At 69.5% G+C, this 23,749-nt stretch carries 23 protein-coding genes; 16 read left to right on the top strand and 7 right to left on the bottom strand.

Translation table 11 applies throughout. The features are described 5' to 3' along the window. Position 1 precedes the first annotated feature (1 nt). Positions 2-262: a glutaredoxin 3 gene (gene grxC, locus KBY90_RS02325; protein WP_254966792.1), complete on the bottom strand. Its 261-nt coding sequence runs from the start codon at positions 260-262 to the stop codon at positions 2-4. Positions 263-344: 82 nt separating this feature from the next. Between grxC and prfB the strand changes: the two genes are divergently transcribed. The 8 genes from prfB to KBY90_RS02285 all read left to right on the top strand — a co-directional run bounded on the left by prfB (position 345) and on the right by KBY90_RS02285 (position 6,592). Further along, positions 345-1,527 (top strand): peptide chain release factor 2 gene (prfB, locus tag KBY90_RS02320; protein ID WP_254966790.1). Its coding sequence is split into 2 segments (ribosomal slippage): positions 345-470 and positions 472-1,527, totalling 1,182 coding nucleotides; the frame shifts between segments, so codons are not numbered across the junction. After that, positions 1,520-1,705 (top strand): DUF3285 domain-containing protein, encoded by a 186-nt coding sequence (locus KBY90_RS02315; RefSeq protein ID WP_254966788.1) that lies wholly within the window; start codon positions 1,520-1,522, stop codon positions 1,703-1,705. Before prfB ends, KBY90_RS02315 begins: the two co-directional genes overlap by 8 nt. A gap of 1 nt (position 1,706) precedes the next feature. Then, positions 1,707-2,294: an rRNA maturation RNase YbeY gene (ybeY, locus tag KBY90_RS02310; RefSeq protein ID WP_254966786.1), complete on the top strand. Its 588-nt coding sequence runs from the start codon at positions 1,707-1,709 to the stop codon at positions 2,292-2,294. 94 nt (positions 2,295-2,388) lie between these two features. After that, positions 2,389-2,802, top strand: coding sequence for a diacylglycerol kinase family protein (locus KBY90_RS02305; protein ID WP_254966934.1), 414 nt, complete (start codon positions 2,389-2,391; stop codon positions 2,800-2,802). A gap of 51 nt (positions 2,803-2,853) precedes the next feature. Continuing rightward, on the top strand, positions 2,854-3,459 hold the full coding sequence (locus KBY90_RS02300) for an aminodeoxychorismate/anthranilate synthase component II (RefSeq protein WP_254966784.1): 606 nt from the start codon (positions 2,854-2,856) through the stop codon (positions 3,457-3,459). Positions 3,460-3,557: 98 nt separating this feature from the next. Further along, positions 3,558-4,292, top strand: coding sequence for an MBL fold metallo-hydrolase (locus tag KBY90_RS02295; RefSeq protein ID WP_254966783.1), 735 nt, complete (start codon positions 3,558-3,560; stop codon positions 4,290-4,292). A gap of 177 nt (positions 4,293-4,469) precedes the next feature. Continuing rightward, positions 4,470-5,567, top strand: coding sequence for an outer membrane protein (locus tag KBY90_RS15050; protein WP_254966781.1), 1,098 nt, complete (start codon positions 4,470-4,472; stop codon positions 5,565-5,567). A 5-nt stretch (positions 5,568-5,572) separates the two neighbouring features. Next, a complete protein-coding gene (locus tag KBY90_RS02285) occupies positions 5,573-6,592 on the top strand; it encodes a hypothetical protein (protein WP_254966779.1) in 1,020 nt (339 codons plus the stop codon). Positions 6,593-6,997: 405 nt separating this feature from the next. Here KBY90_RS02285 and KBY90_RS02280 read toward each other — a convergent pair whose 3' ends face one another. From KBY90_RS02280 to KBY90_RS02265, 4 genes are all read right to left on the bottom strand, one after another. Then, positions 6,998-8,107 carry a histidinol-phosphate transaminase gene (locus tag KBY90_RS02280; RefSeq protein ID WP_254966778.1) on the bottom strand — a complete coding sequence of 370 codons (1,110 nt, stop codon included), beginning with the start codon at positions 8,105-8,107 and terminating at the stop codon, positions 6,998-7,000. A 298-nt stretch (positions 8,108-8,405) separates the two neighbouring features. Next, positions 8,406-10,265 carry an arginine--tRNA ligase gene (gene argS, locus KBY90_RS02275; protein WP_254966777.1) on the bottom strand — a complete coding sequence of 620 codons (1,860 nt, stop codon included), beginning with the start codon at positions 10,263-10,265 and terminating at the stop codon, positions 8,406-8,408. Positions 10,266-10,339: 74 nt separating this feature from the next. Then, entirely contained in the window at positions 10,340-10,699 is a 360-nt protein-coding gene (locus KBY90_RS02270) for a hypothetical protein (protein WP_254966775.1), read from the bottom strand. A gap of 345 nt (positions 10,700-11,044) precedes the next feature. Further along, the gene (locus tag KBY90_RS02265; protein WP_254966950.1) at positions 11,045-11,242 is read right to left on the bottom strand and encodes a hypothetical protein; all 198 of its coding nucleotides are present in this window, start codon (positions 11,240-11,242) and stop codon (positions 11,045-11,047) included. A 10-nt stretch (positions 11,243-11,252) separates the two neighbouring features. On the opposite strand from KBY90_RS02265, the gene ggpS reads away from it, so the two are divergent. From ggpS to KBY90_RS02235, 6 genes are read left to right on the top strand one after another with little or no spacing between them, the layout of a single operon-like run. Then, the gene (gene ggpS, locus KBY90_RS02260; protein WP_396122489.1) at positions 11,253-12,710 is read left to right on the top strand and encodes a glucosylglycerol-phosphate synthase; all 1,458 of its coding nucleotides are present in this window, start codon (positions 11,253-11,255) and stop codon (positions 12,708-12,710) included. Between the two features lie 47 nt (positions 12,711-12,757). After that, a complete protein-coding gene (locus KBY90_RS02255; RefSeq protein ID WP_254966933.1) occupies positions 12,758-13,972 on the top strand; it encodes an ABC transporter substrate-binding protein in 1,215 nt (404 codons plus the stop codon). Further along, a complete protein-coding gene (locus KBY90_RS02250) occupies positions 13,969-14,826 on the top strand; it encodes a carbohydrate ABC transporter permease (RefSeq protein ID WP_254966773.1) in 858 nt (285 codons plus the stop codon). The genes KBY90_RS02255 and KBY90_RS02250 overlap by 4 nt, the downstream gene beginning before the upstream one ends. After that, positions 14,823-15,644: a carbohydrate ABC transporter permease gene (locus KBY90_RS02245; protein WP_254966772.1), complete on the top strand. Its 822-nt coding sequence runs from the start codon at positions 14,823-14,825 to the stop codon at positions 15,642-15,644. Before KBY90_RS02250 ends, KBY90_RS02245 begins: the two co-directional genes overlap by 4 nt. Beyond that, on the top strand, positions 15,641-16,645 hold the full coding sequence (locus KBY90_RS02240; protein WP_254966771.1) for an ABC transporter ATP-binding protein: 1,005 nt from the start codon (positions 15,641-15,643) through the stop codon (positions 16,643-16,645). Before KBY90_RS02245 ends, KBY90_RS02240 begins: the two co-directional genes overlap by 4 nt. Before the next feature lie 33 nt (positions 16,646-16,678). After that, on the top strand, positions 16,679-18,373 hold the full coding sequence (locus KBY90_RS02235; protein WP_254966932.1) for an alpha-amylase family protein: 1,695 nt from the start codon (positions 16,679-16,681) through the stop codon (positions 18,371-18,373). Here KBY90_RS02235 and KBY90_RS02230 read toward each other — a convergent pair. Further along, entirely contained in the window at positions 18,286-19,923 is a 1,638-nt protein-coding gene (locus KBY90_RS02230) for a glycerol-3-phosphate dehydrogenase/oxidase (protein WP_254966770.1), read from the bottom strand. The genes KBY90_RS02235 and KBY90_RS02230 overlap by 88 nt on opposite strands. Further along, positions 19,923-21,491, bottom strand: a complete 1,569-nt coding sequence (glpK, locus tag KBY90_RS02225) for a glycerol kinase GlpK (protein ID WP_254966769.1) — start codon at positions 21,489-21,491, stop codon at positions 19,923-19,925. Before glpK ends, KBY90_RS02230 begins: the two co-directional genes overlap by 1 nt. Before the next feature lie 63 nt (positions 21,492-21,554). Here glpK and KBY90_RS02220 point away from each other — a divergent pair, with 63 nt between their 5' ends. Together KBY90_RS02220 and KBY90_RS02215 are read left to right on the top strand one after the other, a co-directional pair. Then, positions 21,555-23,051, top strand: a complete 1,497-nt coding sequence (locus KBY90_RS02220) for a glycoside hydrolase family 13 protein (protein ID WP_254966768.1) — start codon at positions 21,555-21,557, stop codon at positions 23,049-23,051. Positions 23,052-23,092: 41 nt separating this feature from the next. Then, on the top strand, positions 23,093-23,740 hold the full coding sequence (locus tag KBY90_RS02215) for an NAD(P)H-dependent oxidoreductase (RefSeq protein WP_254966767.1): 648 nt from the start codon (positions 23,093-23,095) through the stop codon (positions 23,738-23,740). The last annotated feature ends 9 nt before the right edge of the window (positions 23,741-23,749 follow it).

Raw genomic sequence — 23,749 nt, 5'->3', positions numbered from 1 at the left:
CTCAGGCCGCCAGCAGGGGATCGAGCCGGCCGGCGCGCTCGAGGGCGTGCAGCTCGTCACAGCCGCCGATGCCGGCATCGTCGATGAAGATCTGGGGCAGGGAGCGGCGACCGTCGGCGCGCTCGGCCATCACGGCACGGGAGGCCTCATCGCCATCGATGGCGTACTCGGTGTAGTCCACCCCCTTGCGGTCGAGCAGGGCCTTGGCACGGATGCAGAAGGGACAGAAGCGCCAGGTGTAGATCTCAACCTTCGCCGCCATGCGGGGCCTCGAAGCAGGTGGGCGGATCCTAGAAGTGGCCGCCATTGAGTACGGTCGAGCCAGCCCTGTCCGTCGCCCCGCCGTGACCGCCACCACCACCAGCGGCCTCGCCGGCTCCCCAGCCGCCACCGCGCCGCTCGACCTCACCGACTTCAAGCGCGACCTCTCCGAGCTCACCGACCGCCTGGGCCAAGCCCAGGACTGTCTTTGACGAAGCTGCCCTGAAAGCCCGCCAGCAGGATCTGGAGCAACTGGCCTCCCAGCCCGACTTCTGGGACGACCAGAAGCAGGCCCAGGCCAAGATGCGCCAGCTCGATGAGGTGAAGGGCCAGCTGGAGCAGCTCGCCCGCTGGCGCGGCGCCGTGGCCGACGCCGAGGCCACCCTGGAGCTCTACGAGCTGGAGCCCGACGCCGACCTGCTGGAGGAAGCCCACAGGGGCCTGCAGAGCCTCAAGGCCGACCTCGACCGCTGGGAGCTGGAGCGCCTGCTCAGCGGCCCCTACGACAAGGAGGGCGCCGTGATCAGCATCAACGCCGGTGCCGGCGGCACCGATGCCCAGGACTGGGCGCTGATGCTGATGCGCATGTACACCCGCTGGGCCGAGGACCACGGCATGAAGGTGACCGTTGACGAGCTCAGCGAGGGGGAGGAAGCGGGCATCAAGAGCTGCACGATCGAGATCGAGGGCCGCTACGCCTACGGCTACCTGCGCAACGAGAAGGGCACCCACCGCCTGGTGCGCATCAGTCCGTTCAACGCCAACGACAAGCGTCAGACGAGCTTCGCCGGCGTGGAGGTGATGCCCAAGATCGAGGAGGAGGTGAAGCTCGACATCCCCGAGAAAGACCTCGAAATCACCACCTCCCGTTCGGGCGGCGCCGGCGGCCAGAACGTGAACAAGGTGGAAACAGCCGTGCGCATCCTGCACATCCCCACCGGCCTGTTCGTGCGCTGCACCCAGGAGCGCTCCCAGCTCCAGAACAAGGAGAAGGCGATGGCCCTGCTGATGGCCAAGCTGCTGGTGATCGCCCAGGAGCAGCGCGCCGCCGAGATCGCCGACATCCGCGGCGACATCGTGGAAGCGGCCTGGGGCAACCAGATCCGCAACTACGTGTTCCACCCGTACCAGATGGTCAAGGACCTGCGCACCCAGCACGAGACCACCGACGTGCAGGGCGTGATGGACGGCGACCTCGATCCCTTCATCCAGAGCCTGCTGCACGCGGGCGTGGAGGTGGGCTCAGGCGGCGGCGGCGATGACTGAGCCCGGCAACGCCCCTGAGCCCCAGGGCGAGAACCCCAGCTTCGTGAAGCTGGCGATGCGCAACATGGTGCGCAAGGGCCGTCAGAGCCTGCTGCACTTCGGCCTCACGGCGGCTGGCTTCCTGGCCTTCATCACCCTGATCGCCTGGCTGGGCCGGCCCCAGCTGCCCGGGGGCTGAGATGGCCGCCCCGGTCGACCTTGACCTGGCCTTCGCAGCCGATCCGGAGCTGGGGCCGGAGCTGCGCCGGGCCGCCGGTGCCTGGCTCGATCCCCTGGAGGGGGCGGATCTCTGGCACTCCCTCCTGAGCGGCTGGCTGGGGCAGCTGGCCTCCGAGCTGCCGCCGCAGCTGCGTGCCCCCGCCTACAGCCTGGGGCTGAGCCTGGTGGGCGACGCCGAGATCGCCGCCCTCAACGCCGACTGGCGTGCCCAGGACGGACCCACCGACGTGCTCGCCTTCGCCGCCCGGGACGAGGGGCTCGATGACACGCCGCCGCTGCCCATGCCCAGCTGGGCCGACCCAGAAGACGACCCAGCGGGGAGCCGCGGCCCCGCCGAGCCCCTGGAGCTGGGCGACATCGTGATCTCGGTGGAGACCGCCAGCCGGCAGGCCCCCGGGCATGGCCACGGCCTGGAGCGGGAGCTGCGGTTTCTCGCCAGCCACGGCCTGCTGCACCTGCTGGGCTGGGACCATCCCGACGAGGCCAGCCTGACGGCGATGCTGGCGCGCCAGGAGCGTCTGCTCACCACCCCTGGTCAGCCCGAATGACGGCGGTAGGGTGCAGCCGGAGCCTCCGAGGAACGTGCTGCCCCTGCCCCTTCCTCCAGCCGACCGTCCAGCGGAGCACCAGACCGTGGCCCCGATGCAACGACGCCGCGGGCGCACGGCCCGGCTGGGCGCCTGGGCGGTGGCCAACGACCTGCCGGCCAGCTTCCGCTACGCCGCCCAGGGGCTGGCCTATGGCTTCCGCAGCCAGCGCAACTTCCGCATCCACGTGGTCACCGGTGCGGTGGTGTTCGGCCTGGGCCTGTGGCTGGGGCTGCCCGCGGCCCAGCTGGCCGTGCTGGTGCTCACCGTGGCGGCGGTGCTGGTGCTGGAGCTGATCAACACCGCCACCGAGGCGGTGGTGGATCTGGCCATCGGCCGCCAGTTCCACCCCCTGGCCCGCATCGCCAAGGACTGCGCCGCCGCCGCCGTGCTGGTGGGGGCCCTGGCCTCGCTGCTGATCGCCCTGCTGCTGCTGGCCCCGCCCCTGCTGGCGCGGCTCGGCCTTTGAATGGAGGCTCCCACCTGCCCAGCGCCGATCCGGCGTTGAGAAACGAGGCCGATGCTGCTGGTGCTCGACAACTACGACAGCTTCACCTTCAACCTGGTGCAGTACCTGGGCGAGCTGGCCTCTGAGCACCCCCTGGCCGCCGAGCTGCGGGTGGAGCGCAACGACGCCCTCAGCCTGGAGCAGATCCGCGCCCTGAAACCGGCGGCGATCGTGATTTCGCCGGGACCCGGCGATCCCGACCAGTCGGGGGTGTGCCTGGAGGTGCTGCGGGAGCTGAGCCCCACGGTGCCCACCCTGGGGGTGTGCCTGGGGCACCAGTCGATCGCCCAGGTGTACGGCGGCCGGGTGGTGCGGGCCGCCGAGCTGATGCACGGCAAGACCTCACCGGTGCATCACAGCGGCCAGGGGGTGTTCGCGGGGCTGCCCGATCCGCTCACCGCCACCCGCTACCACAGCCTGATCGCCGAGCGCGAGAGCCTGCCCGACTGCCTGGAGATCACCGCCTGGCTGGAGGACGGCACGATCATGGGGCTGCGCCACCGGCAGTTGCCCCACATCGAGGGGGTGCAGTTCCACCCCGAGAGTGTGCTCACCGAGGCGGGGCACCAGCTGCTGGCCAATTTCCTGCGCCAGGCCGAGCGGCCGGCGACCGGTTGAAGCGCAGGCAGCCGGCCGAGCGTCCCCCCAAAGGTTCTGGCGCCCCGCCGCCTGCAGTAGCGTCGCGCCCTTGCTGGCTGCCCTGATTGGCTGCGCCGATGCGACTGCTGTCCACCCTCGCCGCCACCGCCACGGCGCTGCCTGCCGTCGTGCTGCAGGGCGTGGCCCTGCCACCGGCAGCCGCCGCCAGCGGCGTGTCGATCACCAGCTACGGCCACGGCGCCCTGCTGATCCAGGGCGGTGGCGCCCGGGTGCTGCTCAATCCCTTCAAGGCGGTGGGTTGCGCAGCGGGTCTGGCGGAGCCACGGGTGAGCGCCAGCGTGATCCTCGCCAGCAGCCGGCTGCTGGATGAGGGGGCGCCGGTGGCCTCGGGGCGGTTCCTGGCCGATCCGGGCAGCTTCCAGGTGGGCGGGCTGCGCATCGAGGGCCTCAGCACCCCGCGGGATCGCGTGGGCGGCCGCCGCTTCGGGCGGGCCACCCTCTGGCGCTGGCAGCAGGGGGGCCTGAGCTTCGTCCACATGGGCGGCACCGCCGGCCCCCTCAGCCCCGCCGACAAGGTGATGCTCAGCCGTCCGGACGTGCTGATCCTCGGGGTGGGCGGCGGCGCCAAGGTGTTCAATGGCGGCGAAGCGGCCGAGGTGGTGCGCGAACTGCGGCCGCGGGTGGTGATCCCGGTGCAGTACGTGAGCGGCGCGGTGCCCGCCGGTTGCGATCAGGGCAGCGTGGAGCCGTTCCTGCAGGCCATGGGCGGCACCCCGGTGCAGCGCCCCGGCCGCACCGTCAACCTCTCCACCGGGCTGGGGGAGGGCCCGGTGATCAAGGTGCTGCGGTGAGATCCCTGGTGCTGAGGTCACCAATCGCGCACACACCGCCCAACCTCAACAAACCTGTCCAACCGAACTGCCAGATCACGAACAGCTCATGGGCAAGGGCCTGGCATCGAAGCCTATGCCCGGCGGATCGCGAGCAACGGCAGATCCACCCGGCACCAACAGGCGGCTTCGACAGGTGTGCGCTTCTCCATCGAGGCGAAACTCACAACGAAGGCATCAGCATTAGAAATTCTTCAGGAGTGGCGGGATCAGTGTGCAGTAACTGAAGCGGCACTGGCGAACACGGCTTCCCTGGGACATCGCGTAGACATCGCCCACATTCATGAGGCATGGTCCATGCGAGGCGCTGCTCCTCTCCTCATCATTTTCATGGCGCCTCCAGCCCTGGCGGCTGAACCTCTAGTCGCACCCTCGCCTTCCCTGACGGGAAGCGACCTGCAGAAAACGGTCAGCGACTCAGTTCATACGCTGGCCTCAGGAGAAGAGTCTCAGCCACAACCTGAAATCAACGAGAAAGTAGGGCCTGAACCTCAACTCTCCAAGGACGAGATCATTGAACAGATCAAGCAACTTGAAGTTCAGCTTATGATCCTCAAGCGCGCCGCAGGCGTGACTCCTGAGGGGAAAAAGATTGCACTTCCCAAGAATGGCATTTATGTGCAGGGCGATATCGGACTGCAGCAGCGCGAGTTCGCAGGGGAGAACGGGATTACGAATCTGACATTCGAACCGGGCCTTTACGGTGGCGTGGGCATAGGCTACCGGTATGACAGAAACTTCAGATTTAGCTTTGAATACTCCACAATGCAAAATGCCGTGTCCAAGATCCGACCAGGCATTCCTATTCCCGTTGAAGATCCCGTCGTTGGCCCCGTGGGCAATAACGGCGCCCGATTTCCCGCAAATGGCGACGTGAAGCTTGACAGCTATACCGTAAACGTCTATTACGACCTTAATGGCTTTGGCTATGAACGCCGCTTTCGCCCTTACATCGGCGCTGGCGTAGGCCTGATGACAAGCAAAATCTCCGGGCTCCAGCCAGCATTCTTTCCTTCAATCGGCGTGGATCGCAAACTGGATGCCAGCGACACCCAACCAGTTCTGAACTTTGAGGCCGGCATTTCTTATTTGCTCGGAGACCAGATGGAATTCTACCTTGGCGGGAGATATACTTACACCTCAACTTTCCTGTTCGAGGACACATCATTTGGCACGTTGATGCCTAATGGCGCCCGCAACTGGACGATCAAGACCGGTGCTCGCTACACGTTCTAAGCGCCATGAATTCACTTCAGAAAGCCGCCCTGAAAGGAATATCAGCAGTGATTCTAGCTACTGCCTTGCCGGCAGAAGCAAATGACATCTACATGGATCAAATTGAATATGACCTTGCCGAGAAGTGGAAGCGAGAACGCCAACAGGCCCGACAACAACAGTCCCAGCCAGGTGCAGCACCCAAGCCTGAAAGCGATAATGCCAAGAACACTGCTACAGATGAATCGAGCGACCAGAGATTCTCCGGCCTAATAAAAGTCGATCTTTTGTCAGATTATATTTCATATGGCGTCACGATTCAGGAAGAAGGCGCCACAATTCAAACCCTCGTTTCCCTGCGTTACAGCTTTTTCGACAAAGCCATCGACAACAGGCCCGAAAGCTTCGTCAATAACGTTACCGGATTTATTTCCCAGTGGAACGACTTCAGCACAAGCGACAATCTTTCAAGTCCAACTTCATCGTTCAAAAACTTTACAGAACTTGACCTGATCGCAGGCTTATCTATAACCATGGCAGACAGGCTCAACTTTACTGCCTCTGCCACAACATATACATCTCCCGCTGACGCTTTTGGCCAAGGAGCTTATATTAAAGCAGATATAGCCTATAACGATCTAGGCCAGACTGCGAAGAATTTTGGCTTGATGCCTCGAATCACATTATTGTACACGATCCCATGGGACTCAACACTCGGCCTGCAATCTGATTCAGTCCTATTTGAGCCTGGACTCACCCCTACTTACATTTTTCAACCAGAATCTTCTCTACCTGTAACGCTTTCACTGCCGCTCAGGGTTGGACTGGGAAATAAGTTTTACGATGGTTCAACCTATGGATTTTTCTCCGTTGGTCCACAATTGACAATTCCCATCAAGGCGCTTTCCAACGAGACATTCAGCGCATTCGCCACCCTGGGATATACCTACATTAACCTCGGCCCAACAACTACGGACTTTATCCTGAATACAGACAAGGAGTCCAACAAGCATGTGTTTAACTTCGGCATAGGAGCTAGCTTCTAAACGAAGAATATCCGCCGATGAACATTTCAACGGTGTGGTTGAGGCTGCCAGGCCCTCACTCCATCAAATACATGCCGCACCGAGAAGCAACCACCGCGAATCCAATTGCAAGGCCGCAATCATTCCTGGCAATACAGACTTAGCGCTTGAAACACTTCCGGAGTAAGTCAAGAATCCAGCTAACAATTTCTAATTCAGCGGCAACAATCAGGCATGCAACATGCAATGGATAAAGCTCCTCTCCTGCTGCAATCAGCGCTACACAGCCAATCAATGACCACATGGGAATCTCAGGCACCCAGATTTTTGGCGCAATGCTATGCAATTGCATGCATCCATCAGCCTTCGTCCGTCATCCCCCGATCATGGATTGTCTGATCGTGAGCAAGCGCATCTTGTTCAACCCTAAGAGTCGTTGGAGATAATGGCGGTATAGGCCTCCCAGAACCGCTGCATCTGCGCGCCGGTGCCGATGCTCACCCGCAGGGAGCCATCGATCAGGGGTTTGCCGGCCATGGAGCGCACGAGGATGCCGGCCTTGCGCAGGCGCCGCTCCACCTCCGCCGCCGGGCCCTCGGGCCAGATCAGCAGGTAATTGCCGCCCGCGGCGTGGTGGCGCACGCCGGCCTCGCGCAGGCGCTCCAGCAGCCAGTCGCGCGCCCGCAGCACCTCGGCCACGTAGGCATCGGTGTAGGGCTGGTCGGCCAGGGCCGCGAAGGCGGCGGTGACGGCGAAGCTGTTGATGTCGTAGGGGCCCGTGACGCGGCTGATGCGCTCGATCACCGGCGCGGCGCCGATGGCGAAGCCGATGCGCAGGCCCGCCAGTCCCGCAGTCTTGGCCAGGGAGCGCAGCACCACCAGATTGGGCGTGGCGTTGAAGTCGGCCAGGGGCAGCACGCTGTCGCCGGTGAAGGCCTCATACAGCTCGTCCACCACCACCAGGGTGAGCGGGGCGGCGGCCGCCAGCTCCAGGATCACCTCCGGCGCCAGCCGGGTGCCGGTGGGGTTGTTGGGATTGCAGATCAGCAGCAACCGGGGGTGGGGCTCATCCAGCAGCACCTTGCGGATGGCCTCCAGGGGAAAGGCGAACTGGTGCCCCTCGTAGGGAATCGCTTCGATCACCATGCCCTGCATGCGGGCGCAGGGGGTGTAGTAGCCGAAGGTGGGGCTGGTGGTGAGCAGCGTCTCCCAGCTGTCGCCGTAGGCGTGGAAGATGGCGTGGATGGCGGCGTCAACGCCGTTGAACAGGCCGATCTGGTCGGGACCGAGGGGATGGGCTAACCCCGCCAGGCTGAGATTGGCCACGACCGCCTCGCGCAGACCGTCGTATTCGGGATAGATGGCGATCTGATCGGCCGGAATCGCCCGCAGCGCTTCCACCACGCTGGGGCTCGGTCCGATGGTGTTCTCGTTGAAGTCGAGCCGCAGCAGGCCCCGCCGCCCCTCCAGCGGGGCGCTGTAGGCCTGCAGGTGCTCCACCTCGGGGCGGGCCAGGGGGAAGGGGGGATCGGTCACGGGAGCGGAGTCATGCCGTTGCTGGAGACATCACGGGGCATCCCTACCCATGGATCAGGATAGTGGAGGTCTGTACACCCATCGGCCTTGTCCATCGAACGATCTGGGTAGCCGAGTCCGTGAATCCATGGGACTCGGCGTGGGCGGATAACGACAGGGGGAGCGAAACCCACCAGCGGGGCCTTTGGCGCCTCAGGGGGAGGACGATCTCGGTCCCTGAGGATGACCATGGCGCCGTTGAGGTCTTAAGGGTCGACACCGATGGCCTCCCCCTGCATCGCGGAGAGGCCCCGACACCTCACATCCGCTCCAGGGTGGGAATCCCCAGCAGCCCCAGGCCGAGCTTGAGCGTGTCGGCGGTGAGGCGGCAGAGGGCCAGGCGGGAGCTGCGGGCGGGCTCGTCGGCCTTGAGCACCGGCACCTGGTCGTAGAAGCGGTTGAACACCTGGCTCAGTTCGAACAGGTAACTGCACAGGCGGTTGGGCAGCAGTTCCGTTTCCACCTCGGCGATCACGCCATCAAGCTTGAGCAGTTCGCGGATCAGCGCCCACTCCTGGGGTTCGCTGAAGCTCAGGTCCCCGCAAGGAGCAGCCCCACCGGCAACAGCAGCCGATCCAGCCACCGATTCACCAGCACCCTCCAGATCCCCTCCCCTGCGGGCGATGCCGGCGATGCGCACCACCGCATACAGCAGATAGGGGGCGGTGTTGCCCGTGAGCGCCAGCATGCGATCGAAGCTGAACTGGTAGTTGGTGATCCGGTTGGTGGCCAGATCGGCATACTTCACCGCCGCCAGACCCACGGTGGTGGCCACGTGCTCGATGAAGGTGTCGTCTTCCTGGCGCTCCTCCTCGGCCAGGCGGCGGCGCAGGTCGGCCTCGGCCCGCTCCACTGCCTCATCGAGCAGGTCCTTCAGCCGCACCGTGTCGCCGGCGCGGGTCTTGAGCTTCTTGCCGTCCTCGCCCTGCACCAGGCCGAAGGGAACGTGCTCCACGCTGGCGCCTTCCGGGATCCAGCCGGCGCGGCGGGCCACCTGGAACACGCCGGCGAAGTGGCTGGCCTGGCCCGCATCGGTGACGTAGATGACCCGGCCGGCGCCGTCACCCTCGGGCTTGGGAGCGAAGCGGTAGCGGATCGCCGCCAGGTCGGTGGTGGCGTAGTTGAAGCCGCCGTCGCTCTTCTGCACGATCAGCGGCAGGGGCTGGCCGTCCTTGCCGCTCACCCCCTCAAGGAACACGCAACCTGCGCCGGCGTCCACCACCAGCAGGCCGGCGGCCGTGAGGTCGTCGACCACGGCCTGCAGGAAGGGGTTGTAAAAGGATTCGCCGCGCTCGCTCAGACGGATGTCGAGCCGGTCGTAGATCTTCTGGAACTCGCGCCGGCTCTGGTCGCAGAGCAGACCCCAGGCCTTCAGCGACAGGGGATCACCGGCCTGCAGCTTCACCACCTCCTCACGGGCGGTGGTCTGGAAGGTTTCGTCGTCGTCGAAGCGGGCCTTGGCCTGGCGGTAGAAAGCCACCAGATCGCCCAGGTCGACGGCATCAGCGGTGTCCAGGGCCTCGGGCGCCACCTGCTTGAGGTGGGTGATCAGCATGCCGAACTGGGTGCCCCAGTCGCCCACATGGTTGAGCCGCAGCACCGGATGGCCGCGGAACTCCAGCACCCGCGCCAGGCAGTCGCCGATGATCGTGGAGCGCAAGTGCCCCACGTGCATCTCCTTGGCGATGTTGGGGCTGGAGAAATCCACCACCACCGGAGCCGGCGCCTGCCCCCCCGCCTCCTCGGAGGCCGTGGACACCCCCAGGCGGGGGTCGCCGAGGCGAGCCGCCACCTCGGCCGTGAGCCGCTCGGGCCGCAGGGTGAGGTTGATGAAGCCGGGGCCTGCGATCTGCGGCTCCAGGCAAAGCGCGCTGAAGGCGGGATCGGCGGCGAGCTGCTCCACGATGGCCGCCGCGATCTGGCGGGGCGGCTGGCCGAGAGGCTTGGCCAGGGGCAGGGCGCCGTTGGCCTGGAAGTCGCCGAACTCGGGCTTGCTGGCCGGCGCCAGCTGGGGATCGGGGCTGCTGCCTGATTCGCGGGCCCTGGCGCTCGCCTCGGGAAACGCCCGCTCCATCGCAGCCAGCAGCTGGCCGTTCAGGGCATCGAGAACCGAGAGCATGGCGGGGCGGGCCGGAGTGGCGCTGGACTCAGCCCAGGATCATCCCCCGGCGCTGTCCCTGCCCCGGACGCGGCTCAGGGGGTGTAGGGAGCGGTGTCCCAGTACACGAAGATCGACTTCTCCTTGAAGCGGTACACCTGGCCGCGGTTGCCTTCGAGGAGTTCACGGGTCACCGCCCGGCCGTTCCGGTCGGTGTAGCCATCAGGCTGCTGCGCGTTCGGCGACAGGTCGTAGCGCTTGCCGTTCTTGAGTTCGATGCCGACGAAACCCTGCCGCTGGGAGAAGCTGCAAAGACCTGACGATTTCGCCCGGTCTTCACCCTTCGGATACACATCGCAGCGGGCCTGAACCGTATCGGCGAGGGCGGGCACGACCGTGCCGCAAACGGCCATGGCACAAGCCAGCGTGGTGCCGCGAAGCCATGACTTCAGCATGCGGGTGCCTGGATCGGGATCGTCTGCACCCTACGCCGTTCCGGATGTCTTGCACCCACGGTCATCTCAGGTGATCGCTCTTCGCTCCGATGCCCCTGCCCCTCCCGGCGAGCAGCTTCCCTCTGGCCAGGCAGGGGATCCGGGGCGCGTCCTGCCGGGGAGCGATTGGGTGGGCCGGCCGCCGCCGGGGAAACTCGACCGATCGCCGGAACCGCCTCTCCCGACTGGGATCTCGCCGATCAGCGGAGCCCGGACGGGTTGACATTGTTGATCAGCTGTGGTGGGGTGGAGTGAGCGTACAGAATTCAGCGGATCTTCGCATTACACCCTGCGGCGCAGCTTCCGCTACATCTGGAAACCGAGGCCGGAGCCTCCTGAGCTGTGCATTGCCGGGGCGACGATCACGACACTGAAGGCATCAACCAGCATCCAATCCATCACCCAAAAGAGCAGGCAGAACATGGTCAGCGAACTGCAGGAGCGCAGCAGCGCAACAAACACCATCACCGCCCCTGCAGCCACCTCGGCCAGCACCGCGGGCACCAGTCGGTTCGTGCTCGTCTATCACCGCTCTCCCTACGACGAGAGGGTCAGCAGCGACGGACAGCGCCAGTGGGTCGATCAGAAGAGCCCCAACGGCATCATCCCCACCCTGCGCAATCTCTTCCAGGAGGAGCGCGGTGGCACCTGGATCTCCTGGCGTGAGGATGCCGAGGCCGCCAGCAGCCCCGACGAGCGGCTCAGCATCGACAAGGACGGTCAGCGCTTCCACCTGCGCCGTCTGCCGCTGACGCCGGAGCAGATCTCCAGCTTTTATCACGTCACCTCCAAGGAGTCATTCTGGCCGATCCTGCACAGCTTTCCGGGGCTGTTCAGCGTCGACAACTCTGACTGGGCGACCTTCGAGGCGGTGAACCGCTCCTTCGCCCGCGCCGCCTGCGAGGAGGCCGCGCCGGGGGCCACCATCTGGGTGCATGACTACAACCTCTGGCTGACGCCCGGTTACATCCGCGCGCAGCGGCCGGATGTGCGCATCGCCTTCTTCCACCACACGCCGTTCCCCTCCAACGACGTGTTCAGCATCCTGCCCTGGCGCGACGCGATTCTCGACAGCCTGCTGAGCTGCGATCTGGTGGGGTTCCACATCCCCCGCTACGCCAACAACTTCGCCCGCAACGCCATGAACCTGCGCGGGGTGCAGGGGGGCGATCCGATCCCGGTGGATGGCCGGTTCCGCCGCGTGGGCTGCGCCCTGGCCGAACCCACGGCGGTGCCCTGGCTGGACCACGAGGGCCGCAGGGTGCACCTGCTGGCCTCGCCAGTGGGCACCTCGCCCCAGGCCCTGCGCGACATCGCCGCCGGCGAGGAGGTGCGGGCCATGGCCGCCCAGATCGCCGCGCAGCACAGCGGCCGCAAGCTGATCCTCTCGGCTTCCCGGGTGGACTACACCAAGGGCAACGAGGAGATGCTGCTGGCCTACGAGCGGCTGCTGGAGCAGCGGCCCGACTGGCACGGCCGCGTGGAACTGTTCCTGGCCTGCGTGGCCGCCGCCAGCGGCATGCGCATCTACGAGGACATCCAGCGCTCGGTGGAGGAGATCGTGGGCCGCATCAACGGCCGCTTCGGCCGCATCGACTGGACCCCCATCCGCCTCTCCACCCGGCGGGTGCCCTACGAGGAGCTGCTGGCCTGGTTCAGCGAGGCCGACGTGTGCTGGATCACCCCCCTGCGCGACGGCCTCAACCTGGTGGCCAAGGAGTACATCGCCGTGCGCCAGGGGCGCGGCGGCGCCCTGGTGCTCTCGGAATTCACCGGCGTGTCGGTGGAGCTGGAGCAGGCCCTGCTCACCAACCCCTACTCCCACAGCAGCATGGACGCGGCGATCCTGGCGGCCCTGGAGATGCCGGAGGCGGAGCAACGCGAGCGCATGGCGGCGATGGGCGCCACCGTGGAGACGTTCACGGTGCAGCATTGGGCCGAGGAACAGCTGGGGGCCCTGCGGGCGCTTTGAGCCGGCGGCTGACGGCGATCGCCCTCGGGCTGCTGCTGGCCCTGGCCATGGGCCTGCTGAGCTGGGTCTGGGCCCGGCCGGCCACCGTGGTGCGGGTGCTGATGCCCGCCCCCTTCGCCGATGCCACCGCCGATCTGGTGGCCACCTTCAACCGCGCCCACCGGGACGTGCGCATCGCCGTGACCCGCGGCCCGTTCGAGACCGACGCCGTGTCCGACCTGGCGATCAGCAGCCTGCTGCTGGGCGACAGCCCCTACGACCTGCTGCTGATGGACGTGACCTGGACGGCCAAGTACGCCGCGGCCGGGTGGCTGGAACCGCTCGATCCCTGGCTCGGGCCCGAGGCCCTCGAACCGCTGGTGACCGGCGCCCGGGCCGGCAACCGCATCGACGGCCGCCTCTACCGCCTGCCGCTGGTGGCCGACATGGGCCTGCTCTACTGGCGCACCGACCTGATGGCGGCCCCGCCGCGCACCCCCGATGAGCTGGTGGCGATCGCCCGCGCTCTTCAGCAGCAGGGCAAGGTGCGCTGGGGCTACGTGTGGCAGGGCCGCCAGTACGAGGGACTGAGCTGCGTGTTCGTGGAACTGATCAGCGGCTTCGGCGGCCAGTGGGGCCCCGGCGAAGCCGGCGTCGGGCTGGCCTCGCCGGCCGCGGCCCGGGCCGCGGGCTGGCTGCAGCAGCTGGTGAACGAGGGCATCAGCCCCCGGGCGGTGGCCAACTTCGCCGAGCCGGAGGCCCTGCAGAGCTTCGAGGCGGGGGAGGCGGCCTTCATGCGCAACTGGCCCTATGCCTGGCAGGAGCTGCAACGCCCGGGCAGCGCCGTGGCCGGCCGGGTGGGCATCACCACGATGGTGGCCGAGCCGGGCGCCGCCCCTGCCGCCACCCAGGGCAGCTGGGGGTTCTCGCTGCTCAGCGGCAGCCCCCATCCGGAGACGGCGGTGACGGTGCTGCGGGCCCTCACCGGAGAGGCCAGCCAGCGCCGGCTGGTGAGCCGTTACGGCTACACCCCCACCCTGCAGCACCTGTTCGACGACCCGGAGCTGGTGGCCGAGCGCCCGCAGCTTCCCCAGCTGCGCCAGGCCCTGGATCAGGCGGTGCTGCGCCCGCTGAACCCCGGCTACGCCCAGCTCAGCGACATCCTCCAGCGTCAGCTCAGCGCCCTGATCAGCGGGCGCGGTGAGGCGGCCACGGCCATGGCGCGGGCGGGCCGCGAGAGCGATCTGCTGCTGCGCGCCAGCGGCCAGGAGGTGGGCCGATGAGCAGCCTGCTGCTGATGGCCCCGGCCCTGCTGCTGCTGCTGGCGGTGTTCGTGTGGCCCCTGCTCGACTACGCCTGGCTGAGCCTGCAGGCCCAGTCGGTGTTCACGGGCCTGGAGACCGTGCCGGTGGGGGCGGCCAACTGGCAGCGGCTGCTGGCCGACGGGCGCTTCTGGCAGGACGCCGGGCAGACCCTGCGCTTCGCGCTGGTGTCGGTGGCGCTGGAGCTGGTGGCGGGCCTGGCGATCGCCCTGCTGCTGCACCAGCGCTGGCGCGGCCGCGGCACGGTGCGCAGCCTGGCGCTGCTGCCCTGGGCCCTGCCCACCACCGTGATGGCCCTGGGCTGGCGCTGGATCTTCAACGATCCCCACGGCCCGCTGAACGGGGTGGTGCAGAGCCTGGGACTGGCCACGGTGCCGTTCCTGGCGTCGCCCGATCTCGCCTGGGTGGCCACGGTGGTGGCCGACGTCTGGAAGACCACCCCGTTCGTGGCGCTGCTGCTCCTGGCCGGCCTGCAGATGATCCCGGCCGACCTCTACGAGGCCTTCGCCCTGGAGGGCGGCACGCCCTGGCAGGGCCTGCGGCGCATCACCCTGCCCCTGCTGCGTCCCTACATCTTCATCGCGGCGCTGTTCCGCCTGGCCCAGGCGCTGGGGGTGTTCGACCTGATCGCCGTGCTCACCGGCGGCGGCCCGGCCAGCAGCACCGAGAGCCTGGCCGTGTACGCCTACCTCAACGCCATGCGCTTCCTCGATTTCGGTTACAGCGCCACGGTGATGCTGGGCATGTTCCTGCTGCTGCTCCTGGGGGCGGCGGCGCTGCTGCTCTGGCGGCGCCAGGCGGAGGTGGGGGCATGAGGGGCGGTACCCGCACGGCGCTGGTGGCGCTGCTGCTGCTCTGGAGCCTGGGGCCGATGCTCTGGCAGCTGTACACGTCCCTGCGCACCCCCGAGGCCCTGCTGGCGGGTGCCGGCGGCCTGGCCGGCGGCTGGACGCTGGCCAACTACGGCGCCGTGCTCGGCGGCGATCCGCCCTTCTGGCGCTACCTGCTCAACAGCACGGTGGTGGGGGCCCTGAGCACCCTGCTCACCCTGGCGCTGGCGATCCCCTGCGCCTACGCCCTCAGCCGCCGCCGCGGCCTGCTGCGGCTGCTGGTGGGCGGCGGCCTGCTGGCGGCGGCCGTGTTCCCCTACGTGCTGCTGTTCCTGGCCCTCCTGCAGGTGGCCCGCCAGCTGGGGCTGGCCAACAGCCTCCTGGCCCTCTGCCTGCCCTACGCCGGCCTGCAGCTGCCGCTGGCGGTGCTGCTGCTGCAGGCCGCCTTCGCCGAACTGCCGCCGGAGCTGGAGGAGAGCGCGGTGCTGGAGGGCTTCAGCCTCTGGCAGCGGCTGCGCTGGATCCTGCTGCCGCTGATGGGGCCGGCGGTGGTGAGCACCGGCCTGCTGGTGTTCCTGTTCAGCTGGAACGAGTTTCCGATCGCCCTCACCTGGATCAGCCGCAGCGAGCTGCTCACCCTGGCCCCGGCGATGGCACGGATCGCCGGCTCGTCGGTGTACACCGTGCCCTACGGGGCCTTCGCCGCCGCCACGGTGCTGGGCAGCGTGCCGCTGCTGGCCCTGCTGCTGCTGTTCCAGCGCCAGATCGTGGCCGGCCTCACCCAGGGAGCGATCAAGGGATGACCAAGACCGCGAGCCTGCGGCTGGAAGGGCTCTGCCGGCGCATCGGTGAGCGCGCCATCCTCGACGGCATCAATCTCGAGGTGGCCGCCGGCGAGTGCCTGGCGCTGCTCGGCCCCAGCGGCTGCGGCAAGAGCACGGTGCTGCGGGTGATCGCCGGCCTCGATCCCTGCGACGAGGGCCGCATCCTGCTCGACGGCCGCGACATCACCCACCGGCCGCCGGCGCGGCGACGGGTGGCGATGGTGTTCCAGAGCTACGCCCTCTACCCGCACCTGAGCGTGGAGCGCAACCTCACCCTGGGGATGGAACTGCGCGGCGTGCCGCCGGAGCAGCGCGAGCAGGAGCTGGCGGCGGTGCTGGAGCTGCTGCAGCTGGGTGGGCTGCGGCGGCGCCGACCCGCCCAGCTCTCCGGCGGCCAGCGCCAGCGGGTGGCCCTGGCCCGGGCCCTGCTGCGCAAGCCGCAGCTGATGCTGCTCGACGAGCCGATGAGCAACCTCGACGCCCAGCTGCGCGAGGAGCTGCGCCCCCAGCTGCGGGCGATCCTCAGCGGCGGCCGGGCCCCGGCGATCCACGTGACCCACGACCAGCAGGAGGCCATGGGCATCGCCGACCGCATCGCCGTGCTGCACGACGGCCGCCTGCAGCAGTGCGGCACGCCCCGGGAGCTGTACCACCACCCCGCCAACCTGTTCGTGGCCGGCTTCATCGGCCGGCCGCAGATCAACCTGCTGCCCCAGGACGACGGCACCGTGGTGGGCATCCGGCCCGAGCACCTGGTGGCGGTGGACAGCGGCGGGGTGCCGGTGCGGGTGCGCAGCCGCGAGTGGCACGGCGCCAGCCAGCAGCTGCTGCTGGAGAGCGCGCAGGGCCCGCTGCGCTGGACCTGCGACGGCAACCAGGAAATCGGCGAGGAGCTGCGGCTGGGCTGGGAGCCGCGCCACGAGCACCGCTTCCGGGAGGCCAGCGGTGAGCGCCTTGGCAGCCCGGGGCGTCATGCCTAGACCGAACCAGAGACCATGCAGCGCGACACCCTGATGCCGGACCAGCCCAGGCACTGGTGGGAAGGCTGTGTGATCTACCAGCTGATGCCGCGCAGCTTCAGCGACGCGGACGGGGACGGCATCGGCGATCTGGCCGGGATCACGAGCCGCCTGCCCTATCTGGAGTGGCTGGGGATCGATGCCATCTGGCTGACGCCGATCTACCCCTCACCACTGCGGGACGGCGGCTACGACATCACCGACTTCACGGCGATTCACCCCGACCTGGGCCGTCTGGATGACCTGGCCCAGCTGATCGAGCAGGCCCACGGGCGCGGCATCCGCGTGATCCTCGATCTGGTGCTCAACCACACCAGCGTGCTGCACCCCTGGTTCCAGCGGGCCCGCTGGGCCCCGGCCGGCAGCCCCGAACGCGACTTCTACGTGTGGCGAGACCACGACCGCGGCTACGCCGAGGCGCCGGTGCTGTTCCGCCACTTCGAGCAGTCGAACTGGGAGTGGGACGAGGTGGCGCGGCAGTACTACCTGCACCGCTTCCTGCGTCACCAGCCCGACCTCAACTACGCCAACCCGGCTGTGCGGACCGCCATGCTCAGCGTGGTGGACTTCTGGCTGGAGCGGGGGGTGGACGGCTTCCGCCTCGATGCCGTGCCCTTCCTGTTCGAGGAGGAGGGCAGCCGCTGCGAGGGGCTGCCCGACACCCATGCCTTCCTGCAGCGCGTGCGCCGGCAGGTGGACGCCTGCGGCCGGGACGTGCTGCTGCTGGCCGAGGCGATCCAGCCCGTGCGCGAATCGGCCCCCTACCTGGAGGCGGGGGAGCTGCATGCCGCCTTCGACTTCGTGCTCACCGCCCAGCTGTTCGCGGCGCTGGCCCGCGGCCGGGTGAGCGACCTGCGGGAGTGCCTGGCCCATGCCCAGGCGCTGGTGCCGGGCTGCCGCTGGGCCCTGCCCCTGCGCAACCACGACGAGCTCTGGCTGGGCGACGGCCACCTGGTGGAGGAGTCAGTGGTGGAATCGATCCGCGCCGGCTTCCCCACCGCCGAGGGGCACTGGCTGAACTGGGGCATCAACCGGCGCCTGGCGCCGCTGCTCAACGGCGACCCCCGGCCCAACACGCTGCTGCACGGCCTGCTCTACAGCCTGCCGGGTCTGCCCTGCCTCTACTACGGCGACGAGCTGGGCATGGGCGACTGGCCGGGCCTGCGCGACCGCGACCCCAACCGCACGCCGATGGCCTGGACCAGTGAGCGCAACGGCGGCTTCTCCTCCGCCCCCGACCCCCTGCTGGTGCTGCCGCCGATCACGGCCCCCGGCTACGACTACCGGGTGGTGAACGTGGATGTGCAGCAGCAGCTCTCCGGCTCGCTGCTCAACTGGCACCGGCGCATGCTCACCAGCCGGCGGCATCTGCCGGCCCTGCGCCACGGCGATTTCAGCCTGCTGGCCAGCGACCATCCCAGCGTGCTGTGTTACGCCCGCAGCACGGCTGCCATGACCCTGGTGATCGCCGCCAACGTGTCCGGCGCCGGCGCCGCCACCCGGCTGGACCTCAGTGCCTGGCAGGGCAGCCAGGTGCGCGAGGTGCTCTGGGGCTGCGAGTTTCCGCCCGCCAGTGCCGACTGGTTCGTGTACCTGCCGGCCTACGGGTTCTTCTGGTGGCTGGTGCGGGAGGATCCGGAGGAGGCCGGGGGTGAGCAGGAAGCCCCCAGCCGCTCCAGCTCCTCCTGAACGAGCGCCTGCACCGGGCCACGGAGGCGGTCGGCCTCGGCCCGGTCCACGAAGCCCAGCCGGCAGCGGCGCTCCAGCACGTCGTCGGGCGCCCGGGCCCACTCGTGGCGGGCTGCATGGCGCACCTCGGCGGCCGTGAGGGGAATCACGGCGCTGAGGGGATCCAGCTCGGCCGGACCGGCGGCGCAGGCCAGCACCGCCTCGGCCGCCAGGCCGTGGCTGGCCAGCAGGTGGGCCACCAGGGCGGGGTCGTGGTGCTGCCGCAGACGCTGCTCCAGCGCCGCCAGCCGGCGGCGGGTGGTGGGGCCGTCGGCTGCCGCCCCCAGGAGCGGCGTGGCGCCCGGCGGCTCCGGCAGGGGGCGGCCGAGCTGCTCGGCCACCGCCGCCAGGGCATCGAGGGCCATGGGGCGACAGGTGGTCCACTTGCCACCCATCAGGCTCACCAGCCCGCAGGGCAGGGTTTCCACGGCGTGCTCGCGCACGATCCCGGCCGTGCCTCCGGCCTCTCCGGCCTGGGGCAGCAGCAGGGGGCGGCCTCCCGCCCAGCGGCTGGCCACCGCCGGCTCGCCGTGGGCCGGGAACCAGCGGCGCACATACTCCAGCAGGTAGGCCTCCTCGGCGGCGCTGGGGGTTTCAGCCGCCTCCCCGGGGCAGGCGGTGTCGGTGGTGCCCACCAGGGTGCGGCCCTGGAAGGGCAGCACGAACAGCACCCGGCCGTCGTCGGTGGAGGGCACCAGCAGGCCGGTGCCGTCGGGGCAGAGGTCGGCCGCCAGCACCAGGTGCACGCCGCGGCTCACCTGCAGCCGGGGGGCCGCATCCGGATCGGCCAGGCGGCGGACGGCGTCGGCGCCGATGCCGGTGGCATTGACCACCACCGCCGCCTGCAGGCGCTCGGTGCCGCCGTCCGGCCGCTGCAGCACCGCCCCGCTGAGCCGCCCCGCCCCGTCGCGCAGCAGCTCCACCACCGGCGTGTGGGTCCACACCCGCACCCCCAGATCGGCGGCGGTGCGCACCAGCAGCAGGTTGAGGCGGGCGTCGTCGAACTGGCCGTCGCTGTAGGCCACGCCGCCGTGGCCGGGGGCCAGCTCGGGGAGCAGCCGCTCCACCTCGGCGGCGGGCACGCAGCGGCTGGCGCCGATGCCGCTGCGGCCGGCCAGGGCGTCGTAGAGGGCCAGGCCGGCGCCGTAATACAGCTTGGCGACCGGCTGGCGGGTGGGCAGCAGCAGCTCCAGGCGCCGGGCCAGGAAGGGCGCCGCCTCCAGCCAGTGGCCGCGCTCGACCAGGGCCTCCCGCACCAGCTGCAGCTGGCGCCGGTCGAAGCGGCGGAAGGCCAGCTCCAGGTAGCGCACGCCGCCGTGCAGCAGCTTGGTGCTGCGGCTGCTGGTGCCGCTGGCGATGTCACGGCCCTCCACCAGCGCCACCGCCAGGCCGCGCCGGGCCGCCTCGAAGGCGATCGCGGCGCCGCTGGCCCCGGCGCCGATCACCAGCAGGTCGAAGCGGGGAGTGGTGCTGGCGGGCGGGCTTGCGGTGGTCGGTGCGGCGTCGGTCATCAAGGCTGGGCGGTGGTGGCGGCGGAACCCGTGGGAGCAGGGCTAGCGGATCCGGGACCTGCCGGGGGGCTGTGCCAGGCGAGGCTGCGGCGCAGGGCCTCCTGCCAGCGGCCCAGCCAGCGCTCCCGCTCGGCGGCGCCCAGCTGCGGGCGGAAGCGGCTGACGGGCTCCTCGCCGGGCACCTGGCGCCAGGCCGCCAGATCCGCCACCACCCCCGCCCGGCGGGCGGCCAGCAGGGCCACACCGCGGGCGGTGCTCTCCAGATCCCCCCGCCGACGCACCACCAGACCGGTGGCATCGGCCTGGGCCTGCAGCAGCAGGTCGGCCGCCGCAGCGCCACCGTCCGCCGCCAGCTCGGCCAGGGGGGCACCGAGGGCCTCGCTGGCCAGCTGCGCCAGGGTGGCCACCGCCAGGGCGATGCCCTCCAGGGAGGCCCGCGCCAGCTGGGCGGCGTCGGTGTCGCGGGTGATGCCGATCAGCAGCCCCCGGGCCAGGGGGTCCCAGTGGGGCGTGCCCCAGCCGGTGAAGGCCGGCACCAGCATCAGACCGCTGCGGGCCGGCGCCCGGCCGGCCAGGTCGTTGACCTGATCGGCCTGCTCGATCACTCCCAGGCCGTCGCGCAGCCACTGGATCACGGTGCCGGCGTTCATCAGGCTGCCCTCCAGGCAGTAGGTGGCGCGGCCTTCGGCATCCGGCCAGCCGTAGGTGCTGAGCAGCCCCTGGCTGGAGCGGCGGATCTCCCGGCCGGTGTTGATCACCAGGAAGGCGCCCGTGCCGTAGGTGCACTTGGCGTCGCCCACCGCCAGACAGCTCTGGCCCAGGGTGGCGGCCTGCTGGTCGCCGAGCATGGCGGTGATCGGCACGCCGGCGAAGGGCAGGCCGGGGGCGATCACGCCGAAGTCGGCGGCGCTGGGCAGCAGCTCGGGCAGCAGCGCCTGCGGCACCCCCAGCGCCTCGCAGAGCAGCCCGTCCCAGCGGGCCGACTCCAGGTCCATCAGCAGGGTGCGGCTGGCGTTGCTGCGCTCGCTGGCATGGCGGCGGCCGCCGCTGAGCTGCCAGAGCAGCCAGCTGTCCACCGTGCCGAAGGCCAGCTCGCCGCGGCCGGCCGCCGCCGCGGCGCCGTGTTCGCGCAGCTGCCAGACGATCTTGCTGGCGGAGAAGTAGGGATCGGCCAGCAGGCCCGTGCGCTCGCGCAGCAGCGGTTCCAGGCCCTGGCGCTTCCAGTCGGCGCAGATCGTCGCGGTGCGGCCGTCCTGCCAGACGATCGCCGGGCCGATCGGCTCCCCGCCGGAGCGCCGCCAGAGCAGGGTGGTCTCGCGCTGGTTGGCGATGCCGCAGGCCGCCAGCGCGCGCCGCTGCTCCGGCTCGAGCGCCCGCTCCAGATCCGCCATCGCCTGCAGCTGGCTCCGCCAGATCGCCGCGCCGTCCTGCTCCACCCAGCCGTCGGCGGGGTAGCGGTTGGCCAGGGGCGCGCTGCGGCTGAGCAATCGCCGGCCGCTGCTGTCGTAGACCGCCGCCCGGGAGCTGGTGGTGCCCTGATCGAGGGCCAGCAGCAGGGGCTGGGTCATGGGCCTCACCAGGGGTCACTGGTTTCGTGCTAGCGCTGCTGCAGCGCTGCACCAAGGCGATCGATGGAGCCCGCAACACCGGCCTGGGTGGCTGACGCCGTGGTGCTGCAGGTGTTTCCCGACCGCTTCCGGCGCAGTGGGCGGGTGGAGGCGCAACAGGATCTGGAGCTGCTGCCCTGGGGCAGTCCCCCTGAGCGCCAGGGGTTCCAGGGGGGCGATCTGCTGGGCGTCATCGACGCGCTGGACCGCATTGAGGCCCTGGGGGTCAACACCCTGTCGCTGAACCCGGTGTTCGCCTCGGCGGCCTATCACCGCTACCACACCTTCGAGTATTTCCAGGTGGATCCGCTGCTGGGCGGCAACGGCGCCCTGGCCGCCCTGATCGAGGCGGTGCACGAACGCGGCATGCGCCTGATCCTTGACGGCGTGTTCAACCACTGCGGGCGAGGCTTCTGGGCCTTCCACCACCTGCTGGAGAACGGCGAGGCCTCCCCCTACCGCCACTGGTTCCACGTGGAGCGCTGGCCGCTCAACCCCTACCCGGCGCCCGGCGAGAGCTGCGGCTACCACTGCTGGTGGAACGATCCGGCCCTGCCGCGCTTCAACCACGCCCACCCCGGCGTGCGGCGCTATCTGCTGGCGGTGGCCCGCCACTGGCTGGCGGCCGGCATCGACGGCTGGCGGCTGGATGTGGCCGACGAGGTGCCGACGGACTTCTGGCGGGCCTTCCGCGAGACGGTGCGTGCCGAGCGCCCGGACGCCTGGATCGTGGGCGAGATCTGGCGGGACGGCCGCCCCTGGCTGGGGGAGCCGCCGCTGTTCGACGGGGTGATGAACTACCCGCTGGCCTGGCCGATCCTGGGTTACTTCGGGGCGGCCAGCCTGCGCAGCGAACTGGTGCTGCCGGCCCTCGGCAGTCCGCCCTACCAGCCACTTGACCGGGCCGGCTTCGAGCGACGGGTGGAGGAGGTGCTGGGCTGGTATCCGGCGGCCACCCGTCTGGCCCAGCTCAACCTGCTGGACGGCCACGACACCCCCCGCGCCCTGCACGTGCTGCAGGGCGACACCCAGGCCCTGCAGCTGTGCCTGCTGTGCCTCTTCCTGCTGCCGGGGGCACCCTGCCTCTACTACGGCACCGAACTGGAGCTGGCGGGCGGGCCGGAGCCCGGCTGCCGCGAGGCCTACCCCTGGGAGCGCAGCCCCGGCCCCCTGGCGGCATGGATCACGCGGCTGAGCGCCCTGCGCCGGGAGCAGCCGGCCCTGCGCTCGGCCGCCCTGCGCTTCCTGCCCAGCCCCCACGACGACGTGGTGGTGCTGGAGCGGGGCGAGGGGCCCCAGCGGCTGTGGGTGGCGATCAACCGCGGCGAGCGGGAGCTGGTGGTGGCCCCGCCGGCGGGGATCGGTGGGCGGGTGTGGCCAGCAGGGGAACAGCCAGAGAGGGGGATCCCGCCTAAGGCCGTTGGTGCCGACGGCGCCGGCCCGCTGCGGCTGCCCGGCCGCTCGGCCCTGATCCTCAGCCTGCCGCGGGGCGACGGCACGGCGGAACCTGCGGATTCCTAACTTGCGTCGAACCCACCGCCTCCGGCCCCCGGCCGGCCGCCATGATCCTGGCCCCCGACGACCTGCTTCCAGCCCTGCACTGGCGCTACGCCACCAAGGCGTTCGACGCCGGCCGTCGGATCCCCGCCGAAACCTGGGCGGCGCTGGAGCAGAGCCTGGTGCTCTCGCCCTCCTCCTACGGCCTGCAGCCGTGGAAGTTCCTGGTGATCGACGATCCGGGCCTGCGCGCCGAGCTGCGGCCCCATTCCTGGAACCAGAGCCAGGTCACCGATGCCTCGCACCTGGTGGTGTTCCTGGCCCAGCGCACGGTCAGCGAGGCCGACCTGGACCGGTTGATCAGCGCCACCAGCGCGGCCCGCGGCGTGAGCCCCGAGCAGCTCGCCGGCTACCGGGAGCTGATGGCGAAGGACCTGGTGCACGGCCCCCGCAGCGAGCGCATCGGCACCTGGGCCAGCAACCAGGTGTACATCGCCCTGGGCACCTTCATGACGGCGGCGGCGCTGCTGGGGGTGGACACCTGCCCGATCGAGGGCTTCTCCCCGCCGGACTACGACCGCATCCTCGGCCTGGAGGCGTCGCTCTACCGCAGTGCCGTGGTGTGCGCCGCGGGTTACCGCAGCAGCGAGGACAAGTACGCCACGCTGACCAAGGTGCGCTATCCGGCCAGCGAACTCATTGAGCACCGCTGATCGAGCAGC

This window comes from Cyanobium sp. CH-040, from assembly GCF_024346135.1.
Taxonomy (GTDB): domain Bacteria; phylum Cyanobacteriota; class Cyanobacteriia; order PCC-6307; family Cyanobiaceae; genus NIES-981.
The sequence above is the reverse complement of the archived record's forward strand: the minus strand, read 5'-3'. Positions and strand labels throughout refer to the sequence as shown.

Bases quoted from the DNA above. Each gene is read 5' to 3' on its own strand.
- grxC (WP_254966792.1), bottom strand. From the start codon at position 262: ATGGCGGCGAAGGTTGAGATCTACACCTGGCGCTTCTGTCCCTTCTGC.
- KBY90_RS02315 (WP_254966788.1), top strand. From the start codon at position 1,520: ATGACTGAGCCCGGCAACGCCCCTGAGCCCCAGGGCGAGAACCCCAGC.
- KBY90_RS02240 (WP_254966771.1), top strand. From the start codon at position 15,641: ATGACCAAGACCGCGAGCCTGCGGCTGGAAGGGCTCTGCCGGCGCATC.
- ybeY (WP_254966786.1), top strand. From the start codon at position 1,707: ATGGCCGCCCCGGTCGACCTTGACCTGGCCTTCGCAGCCGATCCGGAG.
- KBY90_RS02230 (WP_254966770.1), bottom strand. From the start codon at position 19,923: ATGACCGACGCCGCACCGACCACCGCAAGCCCGCCCGCCAGCACCACT.
- KBY90_RS02270 (WP_254966775.1), bottom strand. From the start codon at position 10,699: ATGCTGAAGTCATGGCTTCGCGGCACCACGCTGGCTTGTGCCATGGCC.
- KBY90_RS02295 (WP_254966783.1), top strand. From the start codon at position 3,558: ATGCGACTGCTGTCCACCCTCGCCGCCACCGCCACGGCGCTGCCTGCC.
- KBY90_RS02250 (WP_254966773.1), top strand. From the start codon at position 13,969: ATGAGCAGCCTGCTGCTGATGGCCCCGGCCCTGCTGCTGCTGCTGGCG.
- glpK (WP_254966769.1), bottom strand. From the start codon at position 21,491: ATGACCCAGCCCCTGCTGCTGGCCCTCGATCAGGGCACCACCAGCTCC.
- KBY90_RS02235 (WP_254966932.1), top strand. From the start codon at position 16,679: ATGCCGGACCAGCCCAGGCACTGGTGGGAAGGCTGTGTGATCTACCAG.
- KBY90_RS02305 (WP_254966934.1), top strand. From the start codon at position 2,389: ATGCAACGACGCCGCGGGCGCACGGCCCGGCTGGGCGCCTGGGCGGTG.
- KBY90_RS02220 (WP_254966768.1), top strand. From the start codon at position 21,555: ATGGAGCCCGCAACACCGGCCTGGGTGGCTGACGCCGTGGTGCTGCAG.
- KBY90_RS02300 (WP_254966784.1), top strand. From the start codon at position 2,854: ATGCTGCTGGTGCTCGACAACTACGACAGCTTCACCTTCAACCTGGTG.
- KBY90_RS02285 (WP_254966779.1), top strand. From the start codon at position 5,573: ATGAATTCACTTCAGAAAGCCGCCCTGAAAGGAATATCAGCAGTGATT.
- KBY90_RS02215 (WP_254966767.1), top strand. From the start codon at position 23,093: ATGATCCTGGCCCCCGACGACCTGCTTCCAGCCCTGCACTGGCGCTAC.
- KBY90_RS02245 (WP_254966772.1), top strand. From the start codon at position 14,823: ATGAGGGGCGGTACCCGCACGGCGCTGGTGGCGCTGCTGCTGCTCTGG.
- KBY90_RS02255 (WP_254966933.1), top strand. From the start codon at position 12,758: ATGGGCCTGCTGAGCTGGGTCTGGGCCCGGCCGGCCACCGTGGTGCGG.
- argS (WP_254966777.1), bottom strand. From the start codon at position 10,265: ATGCTCTCGGTTCTCGATGCCCTGAACGGCCAGCTGCTGGCTGCGATG.